This window comes from Amycolatopsis sp. NPDC045836, from assembly GCF_056431745.1.
Genome location: NZ_JBWKKF010000009.1, coordinates 154,633 through 171,743, shown reverse-complemented (window position 1 = coordinate 171,743; position 17,111 = coordinate 154,633). Strand labels below are relative to the sequence as shown.

Sequence of the window (17,111 nt, the reverse complement as noted above, 5' to 3'; positions counted from 1 at the left end):
CCAGCTTGGGCGGTCCGCCGGCGGTTCGATGGGTGTCGTACGAAAAAACCCATCGAATTCCGGAGGAAGAAGATGTCGCTCGACGGCAAGGTGGCCCTGGTGACCGGCGGCAGCCGTGGCATCGGCAGGGCGATCGCGCTCCGGCTCGCCGCCGACGGCGCCGACGTGGCACTGACCTACCGCGACCGCGCCGACGCGGCCACCGAGGTGGCCGACCGGATCAAGGCGGCCGGGCGGCGTGCCCTGGTGATCCGCGCGGACGGCGCCGACGCGGCCGACTGCACCCGGGCGGTCGAGGAGACCGTCGCCGAGTTCGGCGGGCTCGACGTCCTGGTCAACAACGCCGGGGTCGGCGTGATCGCGCCCATCGGTGACCTCGTGCTGGAGGACGTCGACCGCGTGCTCGCGGTCAACGTGCGTGCCCCGTTCCTGGCGGCGAAGGCGGCGGCGTCGCACCTCGGTGCAGGCGGGCGGCTGATCACCATCGGCAGCTGCGTGGCCGATCGGGCGCCGGGACCCGGCATGTCGCTGTACGCGCTGAGCAAAACCGCGATGCTGGGCCTGACCAAGGCGCTGGCCAGGGAACTGGGCCCGAACGGTGTGACGGTCAACGTGGTCCAGCCCGGCCCGACCGACACCGAGATGAACCCGGCGGACGGCCCGTACGCCGGTGACCAGGCCGCGATGACCGCGCTCGGCCGCTACGGCACCGCCGACGAGGTCGCCGCGACGGTCGCCTTCCTCGCGTCGGACGACGGCCGGTACATCACCGGCACGGCCGTCTCGGTCGACGGCGGGCACGCGGCCTGAGGCCGGCGGGCTGCTGCTCCCGCGTTCACCGGGGCAGCAGCCCGATCTCCCCGGCCAGATCGGCGAGCACGGCGTCGAACAACACATCCGGTTTGCGCACCGGGATCGGGTAGTTGCCGAACACCTCCAGCGTCACGTGGCCGTAGATGCGTGCCCAGAACTGGATCATCAGGTACGTGGTGCCCAGGTCCAGCTTCTCGGCGGGGAAGTCGAGACCCGATCCGCCGAGCACGGACAGCAGGTCACCGCGGTAGGCGGCCAGGTCGTCGCGCAGTTCCGCGGGCACCGTCTCGTCGGCGGGGGTGTCCAGGTCGTGGGTGGCGAGCAGGTGTCCCGCGGTGGTCAGGAAGATGCGGCCGAACGGTTCGTCCGCGCGGCTCAGCGTGGCCGCGCTGCTCGGCGCCGACCCCACTTCGCCGGTCGGCGACGCGAAGACCAGCGTGAACTCCCGCGTGTGCGTCAACGCCCAGCGCCGGAAACCGCGGCACAACGCGAACAGCTGCCCCGCGCCGTCGTCATCGGCGAGTTCGGCCACCTCGGTCGCGAGTTCGTCACCCAGATCGCCGACGATGTCGAGGCGCAGGTGCGCGAGGAGGTCGTCGCGCGAGCCGTAGTACCGGTACAGCGCGGGTGCGGTGATGCCCAGTTCCCTGGCGATCGCCCGCAGCGTCACCGCCTCGGGGCCGTGTGCCACCAGCAGGGCCCGCGCGGCCTGGCGGATCTCCTGGTCCGTCGCCGAGCGGCCCCGTTTGCGCAAACCCTCACCCCATCGGGTAAACGGCGTTCACCTGCCTCCGGTTCATTCTAGGAGCTGCCGCGGCGGTCAACGGCGCAACCACGACGACGCGCGGGTGAGCCGGTTGCCGAGCCAGGCGGACACCGCGGCCCCGGGCAGCCCGATCAACGCGTGCACCACCCAGGCGCCGAGCAGGGAGGGGCCACCCCAGGCACCGCTGTGGTCGGCGTCGGGGTCCCAGAACACGCCGTAGGTGACGACGCGGACGATGAGGAAGGCGGTCAGGCCGAGCAGCAGCACGCCGAGCACGGTGCACAGCCCGGCGAGCAGCAGCCTGAACGGATTGCGGGAGCGGGTCGCGGCGGTCATGGACCAACGCTAAACAGCGGGCTGACCTGCGGGAATCCGGTGAACCCCCGTTGCGGGTGGGGGAAACCCGGGGCGCCGCCGGCACCGATCACTCGGGGGGCTACGTGATCGGTGCCGGCGACCCGATGCCGTTCCGCCGGCCGAGGCCGCTGGTCGGGCAACGCCACCGCGCAAAACGCGGTGGCGTGTCTGTAGAGCTGAACCGCACCCGGGTGTGACGTCCGCGAGCGGAAATCACTCCGAACGGGTGACGCTCGGCTTGCACTCGCCTGATTGTCGCATTCAGAAGCGGATAAGTTACAAAGTCCTTCACATTCGTCGTGAACCGGCCCCTCCGCCTTCGGCTGAACGGGTCGCGTTGACCAGCCTGGCGTAGCGCGCACCCGCCGCCAGCAGCACCAGCCCGGCACCGAGGAAGGCACCCACGCGGGCCATGCCGTCGAGCGACGCGAGGTCGAACAACACCAGTTTCGCCAGCGCGGCGGCCACCAGCACCAGTCCGGTGACGCGGAACGCCTTCCGCCGGATGCCACGCAGCAGCAGCACGAACGCGGCGGCCGTCCAGGAGACGGTGATCAGCGCGTGGCCGATCAGGAAGCCGAGTTCGCCGTCCACCAGCAGCTGGACCGGGTAGAGCACGGTGCCCGCCGCGCCGTAGAGCACCGGGGGCGCGGCCGGCGGCAGCACCGCATCCGGCACCCCGGCGTTGGCGGCGGCGATGGCGAGCAGCACGGCGGCCAGCGCGATGAGCAGCGACACCGCGGCCGCGGTGACCAGCACGTCGGCCGGGACGCCGGTCCGGGGCGCCCGCAGCAGCATGACCGGCGTCGCGGCGGTGCCCATCGCGGCCAGCAACCCGGCGACGCCGAACGCCGCACCGGCCGCGGTCAGGCCGCCGCTCTTCAGCCGGATCGCCACCGCCGCCAGCGCGATCGCCTCGGCGAGCACCACGAGCACCCGCGACTCACCGGACAGCGCCACCACCGTGGTCTCGAAGGCCAGCATCACCGCCGGCACCCCGGCCGCCATCGCCACCCCTGAAGGCAAACGCTTGCGCGCCACCAGCCAGAGTCCGGTCAGCACCGCGGTGAGCCCACCGAGGAAGGCCGCGGCGGGCAGGCGGTCCAGCAGGAACGGCAGCAGCATCACCGGCAGCGGCGCGACCGCGAGCAACGCGATCGGCGTGACGTCGTCCCGGTGCACGGCGACCGTCGCGGTGGCCGTGGCGAGCACGAGCAGCGAGGTGAGCAGCGCGAGCACGGCGATCGCCAGCGAGTCCACCGCACCGGACCAGGCCCCGGCGGCGAGGCCGGCGGTCAGCGTCCCACCGGCGATCGGCGGCAGCCCGGCCGCCAGCACCACCCCCGGCCACCGCCGGGTCAACTGCACCGGCGCGGCGGCGGCCGAGAGCACCAGCAGGAAGGTCATCAGCAGCACGGTGAACCCCTCGGTCAGCACCGGCGCGCACACCGCGCAGCCGAGCAGCACGAACACCGCGAACCCCGGCGCCCGCCAAACCCCGGCCAGCACCACCCCACCCACGGCGACGCCCAGCCCGAGCAGCAACCCGGCCCACACCGGAAGGAGCTCCAGCACCGTGGTGGCCGCGACGATGTCCGCGTAGAGCACCGCCACCCCGGTCGCCGCCAACGCGAACGCGCCGGTACGAGCACCGGCGTTCCGGTGCAGCCGAACCCCGATCCCGGTGAGCGTGCCCCCGAGGAGCGCCCCGAGCAGCACCCGCGGCACCGGCCCGACCCACCCGCGCTGGATCGCCAGCACCAGCAGCAACACCACCCCGAGCAGGGTCACCGCCCCGCCGATCCAGGCGAGCACCTTGCTCCCGGCCCCGTCCCGGGCCAGCTGCTCCGCCACGGTCGGCTTGCGCGTCTGCGGCTGCCAACGAGGCGGTGGCCACTGGGTCCCGGGATACGGCGGGACGAACCCAGGTGCCGGGTAGGCAGACGCTCCCGCCGGGCCTTGGTGCCCACCCGCCGGAGTCGGCCGCGCCGGGTCCGTAGCCGCAGGTGCCCCGGTGTCCACCTGCGGCTCGGCGGCCTCCTTGGCCGACGGTGCCGGCTGAGCCGCCTCCAGGCGCGGAGTACCTGCGTCAGCCGCAGAGGCGGCCGCCGGCTGCCCAACTGGCTCAGCCGCCTCAGTCGGCAGCGCCGCTGCCGCGGCCCTCGGCGTCGGCAGAGCGCGGAGTTCCTCACCGAGCGCGGTGAGCCGGCCGGCGATCTCGCCGAGCGCGTCGGCGATCCGCGGCAGGGGGTCGGTGGTGCCGCTGTGCGTGCCCATGCGTCCAGGGTCGGCCGCCGGGCGCGCGGACGAATCCGTAGCTCTACTCAAACACCGTGACGATTGGGTGACTGGCAGGCTGTGGGGATGACCGCAGAAGTTCTGGTCGCCGGGTCGATCAACGCCGACCTGGTGGTTTCCGCCGATCGACGGCCCGGACCCGGCGAGACCGTGCTCGGGGGCGACACCGTGCTGCTGCCCGGCGGCAAGGGCGCCAACACGGCGGTGGCCGCTTCACTGGTCGGCGCCGAGGTCGCAATGATCGGCGCCATCGGCGACGACGCCAACGGCAGGCTGCTGCTCCGCTCGCTGCGTGAGGCCGGTGTCCGGGTCGACTTGGTGCGGACCGTGGACCGGCCGACCGGAGCCGCGTACATCCTGGTGACCCCGGACGGCGAGAACTCGATCCTGGTGTCGCCGGGGGCGAACAGCGCGCTGGAGCCGTCCGCCGTGGACGGCGCGTTCGACGGTGCCCGGGTGCTCGCCGTGTCCATGGAGGTGCCGCTGCCGACGGTCGAACACGCGGTGCTCGCCGCGGCGGAGGCGGGGGTGCGGGTGCTGCTGAACCTGTCGCCGGTGGCGGAGGTGAGCGAGCGGGCGCTGGCCGCCGTGGACGTCCTGCTGGTCAACGAGCACGAGGCCGCCCTGCTGCTGGGCGCCGACGACGCCGACCCCCAAGGCTTGCTGGAGCTGGGCCCGTACTCCGCGGTCGTCACGCGCGGTGCCCGAGGCGCACTGGTCGTGACCGCGGACGGTGCGACCGAAGTGCCGTCGCCGCAGGTGACCCCGGTCGACACCACCGGCGCCGGCGACGCCTTCACCGGCGCCCTCGCCGCCTCCCTCTCCGACGGCGCGACTCTGGTGGACGCGGCACGCCTGGCCGTGAAGGTCGCCGCTATCTCGGTCACCCGCCCAGGCGCCCAACCCTCGTACCCACGCGCCGACGAACTCGACTGACACCGTCTCGGCTTCGGCCGCTTCGGCTTCGGCGGCTCTGGGTTCGGTCGCTTTGGGTTCGGTCGCTTTGGGTTCGGCGGCTTTGGGTTCGGCGGCCTTGGGCTCGGGGGCTCTGGGTTCGGCCATCTCGATTGCGGTCATCCCGGGTTCGGCGATCTCGAAATCAGCCACCTCGAAACCAGCCACTTCGGAACCGGCCTCCTTGAAAGCGGCCCCCTCGGAACCGGCCACCCCGAAACCAACCATCTTGGGACCGGCGATCTCGGGTTCGGCCATCTCGGAACTGGCGATCTTGGAGCCAGCCCCTTGGAGTCAGCCGCTCGGAGTCAGCCGCTCGGAGTCAGCCGCTCGGAGTCAGCCGCTCGGAGTCAGCCGCTCGGAACCAGCCGCTCGGAACCAGCCGCTCGGAACCAGCCCCTCGGAACCAGTCCCTCGGAACCAGCCCCTCGGAACCAGCCCCTCGGAACCAGCCCCTCGGAACCAGCCCCTCGGAACCAGCCCCTCGGAACCAGCCCCTCGATTCGCTCCTGCCGCAAACGCACCCCTTTCGCCACCGAGCCGCCGAATTCGCCTCCAGTTGTCCCCAATCCATCCGGTCTGTGGACCATCCGCGATCCCCCCTTGAAGCCCCCGACCAGCGGATATGATGTTCGTGGGGACGCCCCCCTGGGAGCGGTGGGGGTTGGTTGAAGGATGGGCGGCGCAGGGCGCGGCGTCGGCTGGGGGGTTCTGGGGTTGGCCCTCATCGGGGGGTTTGCTGGTCTGGTGTGGCACGGTATGGTCTAGACCATGTTGTCGAAGCTTTCCGGGGTGGCGGTCAGTCCGGGGCGGGCCAGCGGGCCCGTGGTGCGGGTGGCCGAGCCGCTCGGGCCGCCGCCGGGTGGGCCTGCGCCGTCGGAGCCGGCGGTCGAGGCCGCGCGTATCGAGCCCGCCGCCCAGTTGGTCGCCGCGCGGCTGGAGAAGCAGGCCGAGGCCGCCACCGGTGAGGCCGCCACGATCCTGCAGACCACCGCCGCGATGGCCGCCGATCCGACGCTGGTCAGCCAGGCCGAGGAGCTGGTCAAGACCGAGCGCCTGCCCGCCGCTCGTGCGGTGCACCAGGCCGCGGAGGGCTTCGCCGAGATGCTTGCCGCCGCGGGTGGGTACCTGGCCGAGCGCGTGCGCGACATCCACGACATCCGCGACCGCATCGTCGCCGAGTTGCTCGGGTTGGTGCCGCCGGGCGTGCCCGAGCTGACCGGGCCGAGCGTGCTGGTCGCCCGTGACCTCGCGCCCGCGGACACCGCCGGGCTCGATCCGGCGAAGGTGCTCGCGCTGGTCACCGAGGAGGGCGGCCCCACCAGCCACACCGCGATCCTGGCCCGCGCGCTCGGCATCCCCGCCGTGGTCGCCGTCCGCGGGCTGCTCGCGTCCGGGGCCGAGGCGCTGGCCGTCGACGGCGACACCGGCGAGGTCGAGCCGGTCGACGCGAGTGCGCCGATCCAGGCGGCGACCACCGGCGGGCCCGCCGAGTGGAACGGCACCGGCGTCACCGCCGACGGCCACCGGGTGAAGGTGCTCGGCAACGTCGGGTCCGCCGCCGACGCGCAGGCCGCGGCGGACGCGGGCGCGGAAGGCGTCGGGCTGTTCCGCACCGAATTCTGCTACCTCGACGCCTCGGCCGAACCGTCCGTCGAGGCCCAGCGCGCCGCCTACACCGCGGTGCTCAAGCCGTTCGCGGGCAAGCCGGTCATCGTCCGCACGCTCGACGCCGGTGCCGACAAGCCGCTGGCCTTCCTCTCCCCCGACACCGAGCCGAACCCGGCGCTGGGGGTGCGTGGGCTGCGCATCGCCTTCGACCGGCCCGAAATCCTCGACCGCCAGCTGGAGGCCATCGCGCTCGCCGCGCAGGACTCCGGCGCCGAGGTGTCGGTGATGGCGCCGATGGTGGCCACCGCCGCCGAGGCCGCCTGGTTCGCCGAGCGCGTGCACGCGGCGGGCATCGCCAGGGCGGGGGTGATGATCGAGGTCCCGGCCGCCGCGCTGGCCGCGCGCGAAATCCTCGACGCCGTCGACTTCGTTTCGATCGGCACGAACGACCTCGCCCAGTACACCTTCGCCGCCGACCGCCAGCTCGGCGCGGTCGCCGCGTTGAACGACCCGTGGCAGCCCGCGTTGCTGCGGCTGATCGCGTTGATCGGCAAGGCCGCCGCGATCACCGGCAAGCCCGCCGGCGTCTGCGGGGAGGCCGCGGCCGATCCGCTGCTGGCCAGGGTGCTCACCGGGCTCGGGTTGACCAGCCTGTCGATGAACGCGGCCGCGGTGCGGGCGGTCGGCGCGAGCCTGGCGGCGGTCACCAGGGAGGACTGCGAGGCCGCCGCGGAAGCCGCGCTCGCCGCGGCCGATCCGGCTGCCGCCCGCCAGGCGGTCAGGACCAGGTGACCCGCCACGGCGTGCGCACCTGGAGCCGCCCGAACCGGTAGTAGCGCGGGGTCCGGACCTGCACGGAACCCGCGTACACCGAACCGCTCAGCACGAACCGCGGCCGTCCGGACGCGTGGTCGAACTCGGTCCGGTCGACCAGGCTGCCCGCCACCACGTTGACCGCCGACGTGGACAGCGCGGCGTCCGGCGGCAGCAGCAGTTCCACCGAACCGGCGGCCACGTTCAGCTCGATACGCACCTCGGCGTGGCTGATCCGCGCCTCGGTGAAGTCCAGTTCGGTCGAGCCCATCTGGTTCTGCACCAGGATCTCGTGCGGCACCCGCCACTGCCCCGACCGCTGAGCGGCGCCCAGCGTGGTCTTGAGCACCAGCCGGTCGCGCCGCGCGGGCACCGGCCCGTTGACGCCGTGGTGCACCAGGCCCGGCAGGTCGGTGAGCACCCGGTTCAGCTCACCGCGGGTGCGCGCGGCCAGCGCCAGGTCGGTGCGGGCGGTGAACTCGTCGAGGTCGAGCAGCCCCTGCCCGACCGCCTTCTGCAGCAACGCCGCGACGTGGTCCCGTTCGGCGTCGGAAACCCGCAGTTCCCGATCGCTCACCAGCGGGAACGGCGGCTGTGGCGGATCACCAGCGGACCGCCGTGCACCCGCCCGGTGACGATGATGGTCGGTGAGCCCGCCGCGGGCTGCCGCTTGCGCTTGTCCTCCACCGAACCCCACTTGATCTCGGTGATGGCGTTGAGGTCCACCCCGGCTTCCTCCGGCACGACCAGTTCGACGCCACCCCACTTGGTGTCCAGTTCGATGTAGACCACCGGCGAGGTGAGCACCGCTTCGGTGAAGTCGAGCTTGGTGCTCGCGTACTTGTTGCGGACCCGCAGGTGCGAGGGCACCTGCCACTGGCCGCTGCGCTTGAGGTTCGAGGCGTGCGCGCGCAGTTCGAGCGGTTTGCCGGACGGCGGCGCGTACGGGTAGTTGTGCACCGGCGACGGCGCGGGGGCCGCTCCGGCGGCCAAGACCGGAGCGGCGTCCCGGTGCACCAGCCCCGGCAGGTCGGCGAGCACGGAGTTCAGCTCACCGCGGGTGCGGGACGCCAGCGCCTTGTCGGTGCGCTCGGTGAACTCGTCGAGGTCGAGCATGCCCCGGCCGATCGCCTTCTGGAGCACCCCGACGACGTGCTCGCGCTCCGCGTCGGAGACGCGCAGGTCGCGCGGGTTGAACTCCTTCGGCGCCTCGGCGGCCTTCTCGGTGGCCTCGTCGCCGTTCGGCACCGGAAGCTGTTCGGTCTGCGGCTCACCCATGCGAACGATGCTAGGGCCGGGAGCCCGGGAGCGGATCGGGGATTTTCCCGGAGCTCAGTCCGTGTCGAGTCCGTGCTCGATGGCGTAGCGGGCCAGTTCCACGCGGTTGTGCAGTTGCAGCTTCCGCAGCGTCGACTGCACGTGGTTTTCCACGGTGCGGTGGGAGATGACCAGCTTCTCGGCGATCTGCCGCGCGGTCAGTCCTTTCGCGACCTGCCGCAGCACGTCGGTTTCGCGCTCGGTCAGCCGCGGCGGCGGTGCACCGGTGGCGGCGGGGGCGTCGGCCATCCGCCGGTACTCCCCGAGCACCAGGCCCGCGAGCCCGGAGGTGAACACCGGGTCGCCCGCGGCGGTCCGGCGCACGGCCTCGGCGAGTTCGGCCGACGAAGCCGACTTCACCAGGTAACCGGAGGCACCCGCCTTCACCGCTTCCAGCACGTCCTCGTGTTCCCCGCTGGCGGAGAGCACCAGCACCCTGGTCTCCGGCAGCGCGCCGGTGATCGCCCTGGTCGCGGTCACCCCGGAGGTCTCGCCGAGGTTCATGTCCATCAGCACCACGTCCGGGCGCACGGTCTTGGCGATCCGGATGGCCGCGTCGCCGTCCGGTGCGGTGGCCAGCACCTCGAACCCGTGCTCACCGAGGTCCCTGGCCACGCCGTCCCGCCAGATCGGGTGGTCGTCGACCACCATCACCGAAATCGCGCTCATCCCGGGGCTCCCTTCGGCACGCGGATCTCCCATTCCGTTCCGGCTCCCGGCGCGGTGTCCAGGCTGATCGTGCCACCCAGCCCGGTCACCCGGCCCCGGATGGACTCCGCGACCCCCAGCCGTCCCTCGGCCCGCGCCAGTTCCAGGCGGCCTTCGGGAATGCCGGGGCCGTCGTCGCGCACGGACACGACCACCTCGTCGCCGAGGTCCTCCAGCAGCACCCACGCCTGGGCGCCCGGGGCGTGCTTGGCCACGTTGACGAGTGCTTCGCGCACCGCGTCGACCAGTTCGGTGGTGGTGGCCGAGGGCAGCGAGACCGGTCCGGCCGGACCCGAGATGTGCACGGCCGACGTGCCCAGCAGCTGCAGCGCGGCCCGCAGGTCAGCGGTTTCGTCGGTCGGCCGCGTCGGCTCGGTGGTGACCAGCGCCCGCAGGGCGATCTCCTGCTCACCGGCCAGTTCGGCGAGTTCGGCCGCCTCGCCGCCCAGTTCGGCGCCGCGCTTGCGGACGCGGGCGAGCACCTGGAGCACGCTGTCGTGGATCGACCGCGCCAGCCGCTCGCGTTCCGCGGTGGCCGCCTCGGTGCGCAACGCCTGCGCCAGCGCCGAACCGGAACGCCGCGCGGTGGTCGCGGTCATGCCGATCAGCAGGCCGCTGGCCAGCAGCAGCACCCCGTCGCGAGCCACGTCGACGGTGAACTCGCCCCTGGCGAAACCGGTGCTCGCCGCGATCACCAGCCCGCCGAGCAGGCCGCCGGTCGCGCCGAACCGGGCTCCGGCGACCAGCGGCGGCACCGCCGCCCAGACCGTGGTGATCAGCGGATCGGCCGCGTCGAACTGCGCCTCGGACAGGATCCACGGCGAGGTCAGCACCAGCCCGGCGGTGAGCACCACGTCGGCGACCACCAGCCAGCGCCAGTGCCACCGCTGCCGTTCACGGGCGTAGACCACGCTGGTCAGCACGGTCCAGCCGGCCATCACGCCGAGCGCCACCCAGGCGAGCCAGGGGCGCCGGTACTCGTCCTGGTGCACCACCACGATGCCGGCGGCGAACAACCAGGTGAGCACGCGCAGGCCGATCGCACCCCACCACAACGGCGAGGCGAGGTCGCGTGTCGTGGGGCCGAACCGCGTGCTCACTTCTCCCGGACGTCCTCGTCGGGTTCGTCCGGCGCCACGGTGTTCGGCTCGGCGCTCTGGTCGTGCAGCACGTCCACGTCGGCCGGATCGGGGTCACGCTCGTGCAGCAGCGACTTGATGCCGGAGTTGAGCACGGCCAGCAGCGGCACCGCCAGCAGCGCCCCGGCGATCCCGGCGGCGACCAGGCCGGCGGTGATCGCCAGCACCACGGCCAGCGGGTGCAGCTTGACCGCCCGCCCCAGCAGCAGCGGCTGCAGGATGTGGCTCTCCAGCTGCATCACCAGGATCACCACGCCGAGCACGATCAACGCGGTGACAAAACCGTTGGTCACCAGCGCCACCAGCACCGCCACCGCACCGGTCAGCACCGCGCCGATGATCGGCACGAAGGCGCCGAGGAAGACCAGCGTGGACAGCGGGATCACCAGCGGCACCCCGAGGATCCACAGCCCGATGCCGATGCCGACGGCGTCGACCACGGCCACCGCCGCCGTCGCGCGCACGTAGCTGACCAGCGAGGCGAAACCGCGGCGACCGGCCACGTCCACCCGGGTGCGCACCTGACGCGGCACGCCGCCGGTGAGGAAGGTCCAGATCTGCTCCCCACCGGCGAGGAAGAAGATCAGGATGAACAGGGTCAGCACGAACCCGGTGAGCACCTCGCCGACGGTGCCCGCGGTGGTCAGCGCGCTGTCGGTGATCGTCGCCTGGTTCTTCTTCAGGAAGTCGATGGCCTGGTTGATGAAGTCCTGGATCTGCGTCTGCCGCAGGTGGATCGGGCCGTTGACCAGCCACTCCTCGATCTGGTCGAGGCTTTCGGTGAGCTGCTGCTGCAAGGCGGGCAGGCCGCTGGTGAACTGCACCACGACGAAGGTGAGCAGGCCGCCGAGCAGGCCGAGGCCGCCGATCAGCACGATGCCCGCGGCCAGCCCGCGTGGCACGCCCACCTTCACCAGCGAGGCCACCCCCGGCGCCATCAACGCGGCCAGCAGCAGCGCGATGGACAGCGGGATGACCACCACCGACAGGTAACCGACCAGCCAGACGATGACGTACAACGCGGCGATCACCACGAGGAACCGCCAGGCGAGCGCGGCGCCGATCCGCAGGCCGCGGGGCACGACGGTGGTCACGTCGAGTTCCACCGGCAGTCCGGGGTAGTCGGGGGCGGGCACGCGGGCGGCGGGCTTGTTCTCCTGCTCCGGCACAACGCACAACTTAGTCGGGGGGACCGACGGAGAACGGGCCGACGGCGGTAATGACCGCTGGGGATCACCCTCCGTCAGGTTCGGACACACTCTGTGCACTTCACACGATCGAGCCATCAAGGTGGTTCGAAGATGCGTCGGCGCGCGGTGATCAGTCAGTCTCGATCGCGATCGAGGTCCCCAGCGAGGAGCAACCGGTGGCGGAAGTGGTGGCGAACCAGCGAGGCGCGAAGCGCGCCGGTCGCTGGACTTCGCGCGCCCTCGTGCTCGCCGGCGGCGTTCTCGCCGGTACCGCCGCCGCGTGGGCCTTCGCCACCGGCGCCTCGGCCGCCGACGCTCCGGTGCCCGACGAAAGCGCCGACCTCACCCCGGTCACCGACGCGACCGTCGATCACCTCGACGACGTCACCGAAGGCGCCTCCGAGCTGACCGGCGATGTCGCCGGTGCCGCCGCGCGCGCCACCGACGTGCCGACGCTGCCCGCCACGCAGGCCCAGCTCAGCGCCGCCGTGGACGAGTTCGCCGGCGAAGCGGTGGTCCGCCCGGTCGGGCGCACGCTCGGTGCCTTCGAGCACATCGTGCGCAAGCCCGAGGACGCGCCGAAGGTCATCGAAGAGACGCTGACCCCGGCGCACCGGGACGCCCCCGACTTCGGCAAGGCCGTCTGGACCTTGCTGCACACCGAGGGCACCCCGCCCCGCCTGCCGCTCGACGCGGACCCGGTGGTCCCCGAGCAGCCGGTGGCGCTGGTGCCGGACGCCGGTCCCGCCGCCGTCCACACCGTGACCGTGCCCGCCGGTTCGGCGGACGCCGGTGCCCGGCTCGCCGGTCCCGGTGCTTCGCCCGTCGACAGGCCCGGCGACGAGGGCGAGCGCGAACTGCCGTCCCCGTTCGCCCCGGTGCGCGCGCCCTTCGCGCCGCCCACCGCACCCACCACCCCCGGCGGCGGTTCCGCCGGGGGGCACTTCGACGGTCTGCTGATCGGCGTGCCCGCCGGTTCGGCCACCGCCTTCGACACCGACCCGATCGGCTCCGTCCGATCCGGTGTCCGCCACCTCATGGTGGATCCGGGCGCGCAGCCCGGCGTCACGCCTGACTGATCACCGCGCGGGGCAGGACGATCGTGTCCCCCGCCGGTCACTTCCCGTGCCGGTAGTGCGCGTTCTCTCCTGACAACACCCCGCGGTTCCTCGCGGCCCGCCGTTTGCGCCGGCCGCTGCCCTCCTCCCGCACGCACCTGCTGCCAGGGAGCCCCGAACCCGCAAGGGAACCAAGGAAAAGGAGAACCCCCCAATGCAGACCTGGGCGAAGCGCGGATTCCAGACCGCGTTGGTCACCGGTGGTTTGCTGATGCTGGGCACCGGCATCGCTTCCGCCGACGAGAAAGTCGATCCCGACAGCCCTGCCGGTCCGCTCGACGTGAACGTGAACGTCCCCGTGCAGATCGAGAAGAACGCGTTCGGCACGCCGGCCGGTCAGGCCGACCTCCCCGGCTACCGGGGTGAGTTCGGCACCGACTCGGCCACCGATCCGCTGAAGAAAGTGCCCGCGCTGCAGAAGGCCCCCGCTTCCGCCGGTCAGGCGACCGCCCCGCTCGCGGGCGCGACGGACAAGGCCACCAGCGCGCTGTCTTCGGCCGGGGTCGCGCGCACCGAGCAGGACGGTGTCTCGGGGCTGGAATTCCACGAAGCCGACCCGGTCAAGGGCAACCAGGCCGCCGTCGACGTGACGATGCCGATCCAGATCTGCGGCAACGCCGCCGGGGTGGTCGGCGACGCCGCCGTCGAAGACGCCTACTGCGGTACCCAGGTCTGGTACCACGACGAGGACCTCGACACCGACGGCAAGCACTCGGGCATCGCGGGCAACGCCGTGGTGCTGGACTGGGCGATGCCGGTGCAGATCTCGGGCAACGCGGGTGGTTTCGCGGGCGGCTCCGGGCGCGTCTCGGGCAGTGCCGCGCAGGAGGTGACCGAGACCGGCGACGTGACCACCGACGGCACCGGTTCCGCCGCCTCGGGCAACGTGGTGGCCGGTCAGTTCGCCACCCCCGTCCAGGTCACCGGCAACGCGGCGTCCTGGTTCCTCGGCAACGCCCACAGCGAGTTCGACGCGGAGTCGGAAGCCGAATCGGGCGGTTACCTCAAGAGCGACGGGGACGGCGGCTCGGTCACCGGCAACGTGGTCGGCGTGCCGCTCGCGCTGCCGGTCAAGCTCAACGGCAACGCCGGTGGCGTCTGGGCGGCCGACGCCGACACGGTGTCGCACTCCGAGGCCGACGCCACTGCCGGGGGCACCACCCCGGGCATGAACGACATCCCGACCTACATCGCCACCGCCGGCGACGACGCGTTCCTGGCCGGGACCGTGGTCCAGCCGCAGGGCGCGCTGGTCGCCAACGCCACGGGCAACGCCGCGGCCTGGGTCGGCAACGCCACCACCGGCAACGCCAAGGACAACAGCTACGCCGGGCCGGGTTCCTCGTCCAGCGAGGTCGAGGCCGGTGGCTTCTCCAGCACCTCCGGCCAGGACGGCGCCGGTTCGGGCAACATCGTCGACCTGCCCGTGGCGCTCCCGGCCGAAGCCTTCGGCATCGGCGGCGCGTACATCGGCAACGCGCACGCCGCGCACGACAACGAAACCGCCACCAAGGCCGGTGAGGGCACCTTCACCACCGGCGACGGCTCGTTCCTCGCCGCCAACACGCTTTCCGGGCAGCCCGCGCTGACCGGTGAGGTGTTCGGCGTCGGTGCTTCGCACATCGGCAACGCCTCGGGCACCGCGACCGAGACGAAGACCATGGACTCGGGTGGTTACAACGGCACCACCGGCAACGACAGCTCGGCCTCCGGCAACGTCGTGCAGGTGCCGCTGGCCGTGCCCGCCGAGGTCTTCGGCGTCGGCGCTTCGTACGTCGGGCAGGCCGAGGGCACCGCGTCGGAGCTCAAGAAGATCAACTCGAGCGGGGGCGGCAACACCGACGACGACAACGGGTTCGTCAGCTCTAACCTGCTGTCCACCCCGCTGGCCGTGCCGGCGCAGGTGTTCGGCGTCGGCGCCTCGCACGTCGGCCGCGGTACCGGTGAAGCCACCACGGACACGCAGGTCACCTCGGGGCACGCGGTGCACTCGAACGGCGACGAGGCCGGTGGCTCGGGCAACATCGGGTACGTGCCGGTCGCCCTGCCGGTGCAGGCGCACGGCCTCGGCGGTTCGGTGTACGGCACCGGCTTCGGCACCAGCGAAAACCTGACCGACGTGGTGGCCGGCGGTGACGCCACCACCAGCGGTGAGGACGGCGCGGCTGCCGGGAACATCGCGCAGGCGCCGTTCGCCGGAGCCGCCACCGTCCACGGCACCTCGGCCGGGGTGCTCGCGCTGGTCGGCGGGGACACCGCCGAGAACGACGTGGTCACCGAGGCGGGCGGGGATGCCGAGACCAACGGTGACGGCGCCTCGATCGGCGGCAACGTGCTCAGCACCCAGGGCCTGCCGGTCGCGCAGGCGTTCGGGGACGCGGTGGCCGTGGCCGCCAAGGCCACCGGCACCGCGTCGAACAGCACCGACGCCACCTCGGGCGGCGACATCACCACCTCCGGGGTGGACGGCGCCTTCTCCGGCAACGTCCTCGACGTCCCGGTGGCCGCGGTCGGCCAGGGCTTCGGTGACGCCGCCGCGGTCGCGGGGGTGGCCGACGCCACCGCGGAGAACGTGACCAACGGCGAGGTCGGCGGCGAAACCACCACCGCGGGCACCTCGGACAGCCTGTCCGGGCTGGACGTGCAGGCGCCGATCGGCGCCGTGGCGCAGGTCTACGACATCCCGGCGGCGGTGCTGAGCACCGCGCACGCCGACGCGACCAACGCCACCGACCTGCTGGTCGCCGAGCGCGAGGCGGAGTTCGTCCAGAGCTTCGACGGTTCGGAGCTGCCGGTCGACGCGCTGCCGAAGCTGCAACTGCCCGCTCTGCCCGCTCTGCCCGCTCTGCCTGCTTTGCCGGGTGGTGACGGGCTGGATCTGCCCACCTCGGGCCTGCCGGTGCCGGGCCTGGCGGACCTGCCCACGCTGCCCGCCCTGCCGACGGCGCCGGGTCGCACCGCGGTGCCGCCGTCCGTGCTGAGCCTGGCCGCCGACGAAGCGGCGAACGCCCCGGTGCCCGAGCGCAAGGTGGAGTTCGCGCAGACCTTCGACCGCTCGGAGCTGCCGCTGGACGCGCTGCCCACGCTGCCGTCGTTCCCGTCGCTGCCCGTCCAGCGCGTCGATCTGCCGTCGCTGGGTTCGGTGACCGACCTGCCCGCGGTGGGCACCCTGCCGGTCCAGCGCTCGACCGCGCGCCAGGGCCTGACCGCCGGACTGCCCACCGACGGCCTGACCGGCGCCCTGCTCGGCGACGGCCTGCCGACCGAAGCGCTGACCGGCGACGGTCTGCTGGGTGACGGTGCGCCGACCGAGGCGCTGACCGGCGACGGCCTGCTGGGTGGTGGCCTGCCGATCAAGGCGCTGACCGGTGAAGGTGGTGGTGCGCCGACCGAGGGCGAGGCTGCTGACGGGTCGCTCGATGGCGGTGCGCCGACTGAGTACGTGGCTGCCGATGGGCTGCTGGGTGGCGGCCTGCCCACCGAAGCGCTGACCGGTGGAGGTCTGCCGGCCGAAGGGCTGCCGACCAGGGCGCTTTCCGGCGAAGGGCTGCTCGCTGACGGTCTGCCGACCCAGTACGTGGCTGCCGACGGGCTGCTCGGTGCTCTGCCGACCGAAGCGGTGTCCGGGCAGCTGCCTGCCGACGGGTTGCTCGCCGGGGGACTGCCGACCGAGGTGCTCGCCGAGGGGCTGCCCACCGGCGATCTGACCGGCAACCTGACCGGCGGCGTGCTGCCGACGGCCGGGCTGACCCAGGGCCTGCTCCGCGGTCTGCCCCAGGCTCCGGCGGGCACCGCGCTGCCGTCGGCGGCGGAGACCACCATGCCGATGCAGCGGGTCCCCGCGCTGCCGGTCGACCCGGCCCACCTGCTCCCGGGTACCGAGGCCGTGTCCGAGCTGGTGCAGACCGACGGGCCGCTGAGCGTGTTCCCGCGGCTGCTCACCGGGTTCACCGGGATCAGGTGAGCTGACCCGCCCCCACGAACGAACGGGTCCCTGGAGCGCCGGCTTCAGGGGCCCGTTCCCGTG

General features: G+C 72.9%; 13 protein-coding genes. 5 read left to right on the top strand and 8 right to left on the bottom strand.

Annotation, left to right across the window (positions count from 1 at the left end; all coding sequences use genetic code 11):
• Positions 1 to 72 precede the first annotated feature (72 nt).
• A complete protein-coding gene (locus tag AC07EG_RS19475; protein ID WP_478254518.1) occupies positions 73 to 810 on the top strand; it encodes an SDR family NAD(P)-dependent oxidoreductase in 738 nt (245 codons plus the stop codon).
• Positions 811 to 835: 25 nt separating this feature from the next.
• On the opposite strand, the gene AC07EG_RS19470 is transcribed toward AC07EG_RS19475, so the two are convergent.
• From AC07EG_RS19470 to AC07EG_RS19460, 3 genes are all read right to left on the bottom strand, one after another.
• The gene (locus tag AC07EG_RS19470; protein ID WP_478254517.1) at positions 836 to 1,567 is read right to left on the bottom strand and encodes a TetR/AcrR family transcriptional regulator; all 732 of its coding nucleotides are present in this window, start codon (positions 1,565 to 1,567) and stop codon (positions 836 to 838) included.
• Positions 1,568 to 1,633: 66 nt separating this feature from the next.
• Positions 1,634 to 1,915 (bottom strand): hypothetical protein, encoded by a 282-nt coding sequence (locus tag AC07EG_RS19465; RefSeq protein ID WP_478254516.1) that lies wholly within the window; start codon positions 1,913 to 1,915, stop codon positions 1,634 to 1,636.
• Positions 1,916 to 2,224: 309 nt separating this feature from the next.
• The gene (locus AC07EG_RS19460) at positions 2,225 to 3,790 is read right to left on the bottom strand and encodes a DUF2339 domain-containing protein (RefSeq protein ID WP_478254515.1); all 1,566 of its coding nucleotides are present in this window, start codon (positions 3,788 to 3,790) and stop codon (positions 2,225 to 2,227) included.
• 510 nt (positions 3,791 to 4,300) lie between these two features.
• Between AC07EG_RS19460 and AC07EG_RS19455 the strand changes: the two genes are divergently transcribed.
• Both AC07EG_RS19455 and ptsP read left to right on the top strand, forming a co-directional pair.
• Positions 4,301 to 5,170 carry a ribokinase gene (locus AC07EG_RS19455; protein ID WP_478254514.1) on the top strand — a complete coding sequence of 290 codons (870 nt, stop codon included), beginning with the start codon at positions 4,301 to 4,303 and terminating at the stop codon, positions 5,168 to 5,170.
• Between the two features lie 789 nt (positions 5,171 to 5,959).
• Complete coding sequence (ptsP, locus tag AC07EG_RS19450; protein ID WP_478254513.1) at positions 5,960 to 7,591, top strand: phosphoenolpyruvate--protein phosphotransferase; 1,632 nt, start codon at positions 5,960 to 5,962, stop codon at positions 7,589 to 7,591.
• Here the strand turns inward: ptsP and AC07EG_RS19445 are convergent.
• From AC07EG_RS19445 to AC07EG_RS19425, 5 genes are read right to left on the bottom strand one after another with little or no spacing between them, the layout of a single operon-like run.
• Positions 7,578 to 8,189 (bottom strand): DUF1707 SHOCT-like domain-containing protein, encoded by a 612-nt coding sequence (locus AC07EG_RS19445; protein ID WP_478254512.1) that lies wholly within the window; start codon positions 8,187 to 8,189, stop codon positions 7,578 to 7,580. The two genes, ptsP and AC07EG_RS19445, sit on opposite strands and share 14 nt — an antisense overlap.
• A complete protein-coding gene (locus tag AC07EG_RS19440; RefSeq protein ID WP_478254511.1) occupies positions 8,186 to 8,890 on the bottom strand; it encodes a DUF1707 SHOCT-like domain-containing protein in 705 nt (234 codons plus the stop codon). The genes AC07EG_RS19445 and AC07EG_RS19440 overlap by 4 nt, the downstream gene beginning before the upstream one ends.
• Positions 8,891 to 8,944: 54 nt before the next feature.
• Positions 8,945 to 9,598 (bottom strand): response regulator, encoded by a 654-nt coding sequence (locus AC07EG_RS19435; RefSeq protein ID WP_478254510.1) that lies wholly within the window; start codon positions 9,596 to 9,598, stop codon positions 8,945 to 8,947.
• Entirely contained in the window at positions 9,595 to 10,737 is a 1,143-nt protein-coding gene (macS, locus tag AC07EG_RS19430) for a MacS family sensor histidine kinase (RefSeq protein ID WP_478254509.1), read from the bottom strand. The genes AC07EG_RS19435 and macS overlap by 4 nt, the downstream gene beginning before the upstream one ends.
• Positions 10,734 to 11,912 carry an AI-2E family transporter gene (locus tag AC07EG_RS19425; protein ID WP_478254683.1) on the bottom strand — a complete coding sequence of 393 codons (1,179 nt, stop codon included), beginning with the start codon at positions 11,910 to 11,912 and terminating at the stop codon, positions 10,734 to 10,736. The genes macS and AC07EG_RS19425 overlap by 4 nt, the downstream gene beginning before the upstream one ends.
• Positions 11,913 to 12,142: 230 nt before the next feature.
• Here AC07EG_RS19425 and AC07EG_RS19420 point away from each other — a divergent pair, with 230 nt between their 5' ends.
• Together AC07EG_RS19420 and AC07EG_RS19415 are read left to right on the top strand one after the other, a co-directional pair.
• Positions 12,143 to 13,045: a hypothetical protein gene (locus tag AC07EG_RS19420; protein WP_478254508.1), complete on the top strand. Its 903-nt coding sequence runs from the start codon at positions 12,143 to 12,145 to the stop codon at positions 13,043 to 13,045.
• 193 nt (positions 13,046 to 13,238) lie between these two features.
• Positions 13,239 to 17,048 carry a beta strand repeat-containing protein gene (locus tag AC07EG_RS19415; protein WP_478254507.1) on the top strand — a complete coding sequence of 1,270 codons (3,810 nt, stop codon included), beginning with the start codon at positions 13,239 to 13,241 and terminating at the stop codon, positions 17,046 to 17,048.
• The last annotated feature ends 63 nt before the right edge of the window (positions 17,049 to 17,111 follow it).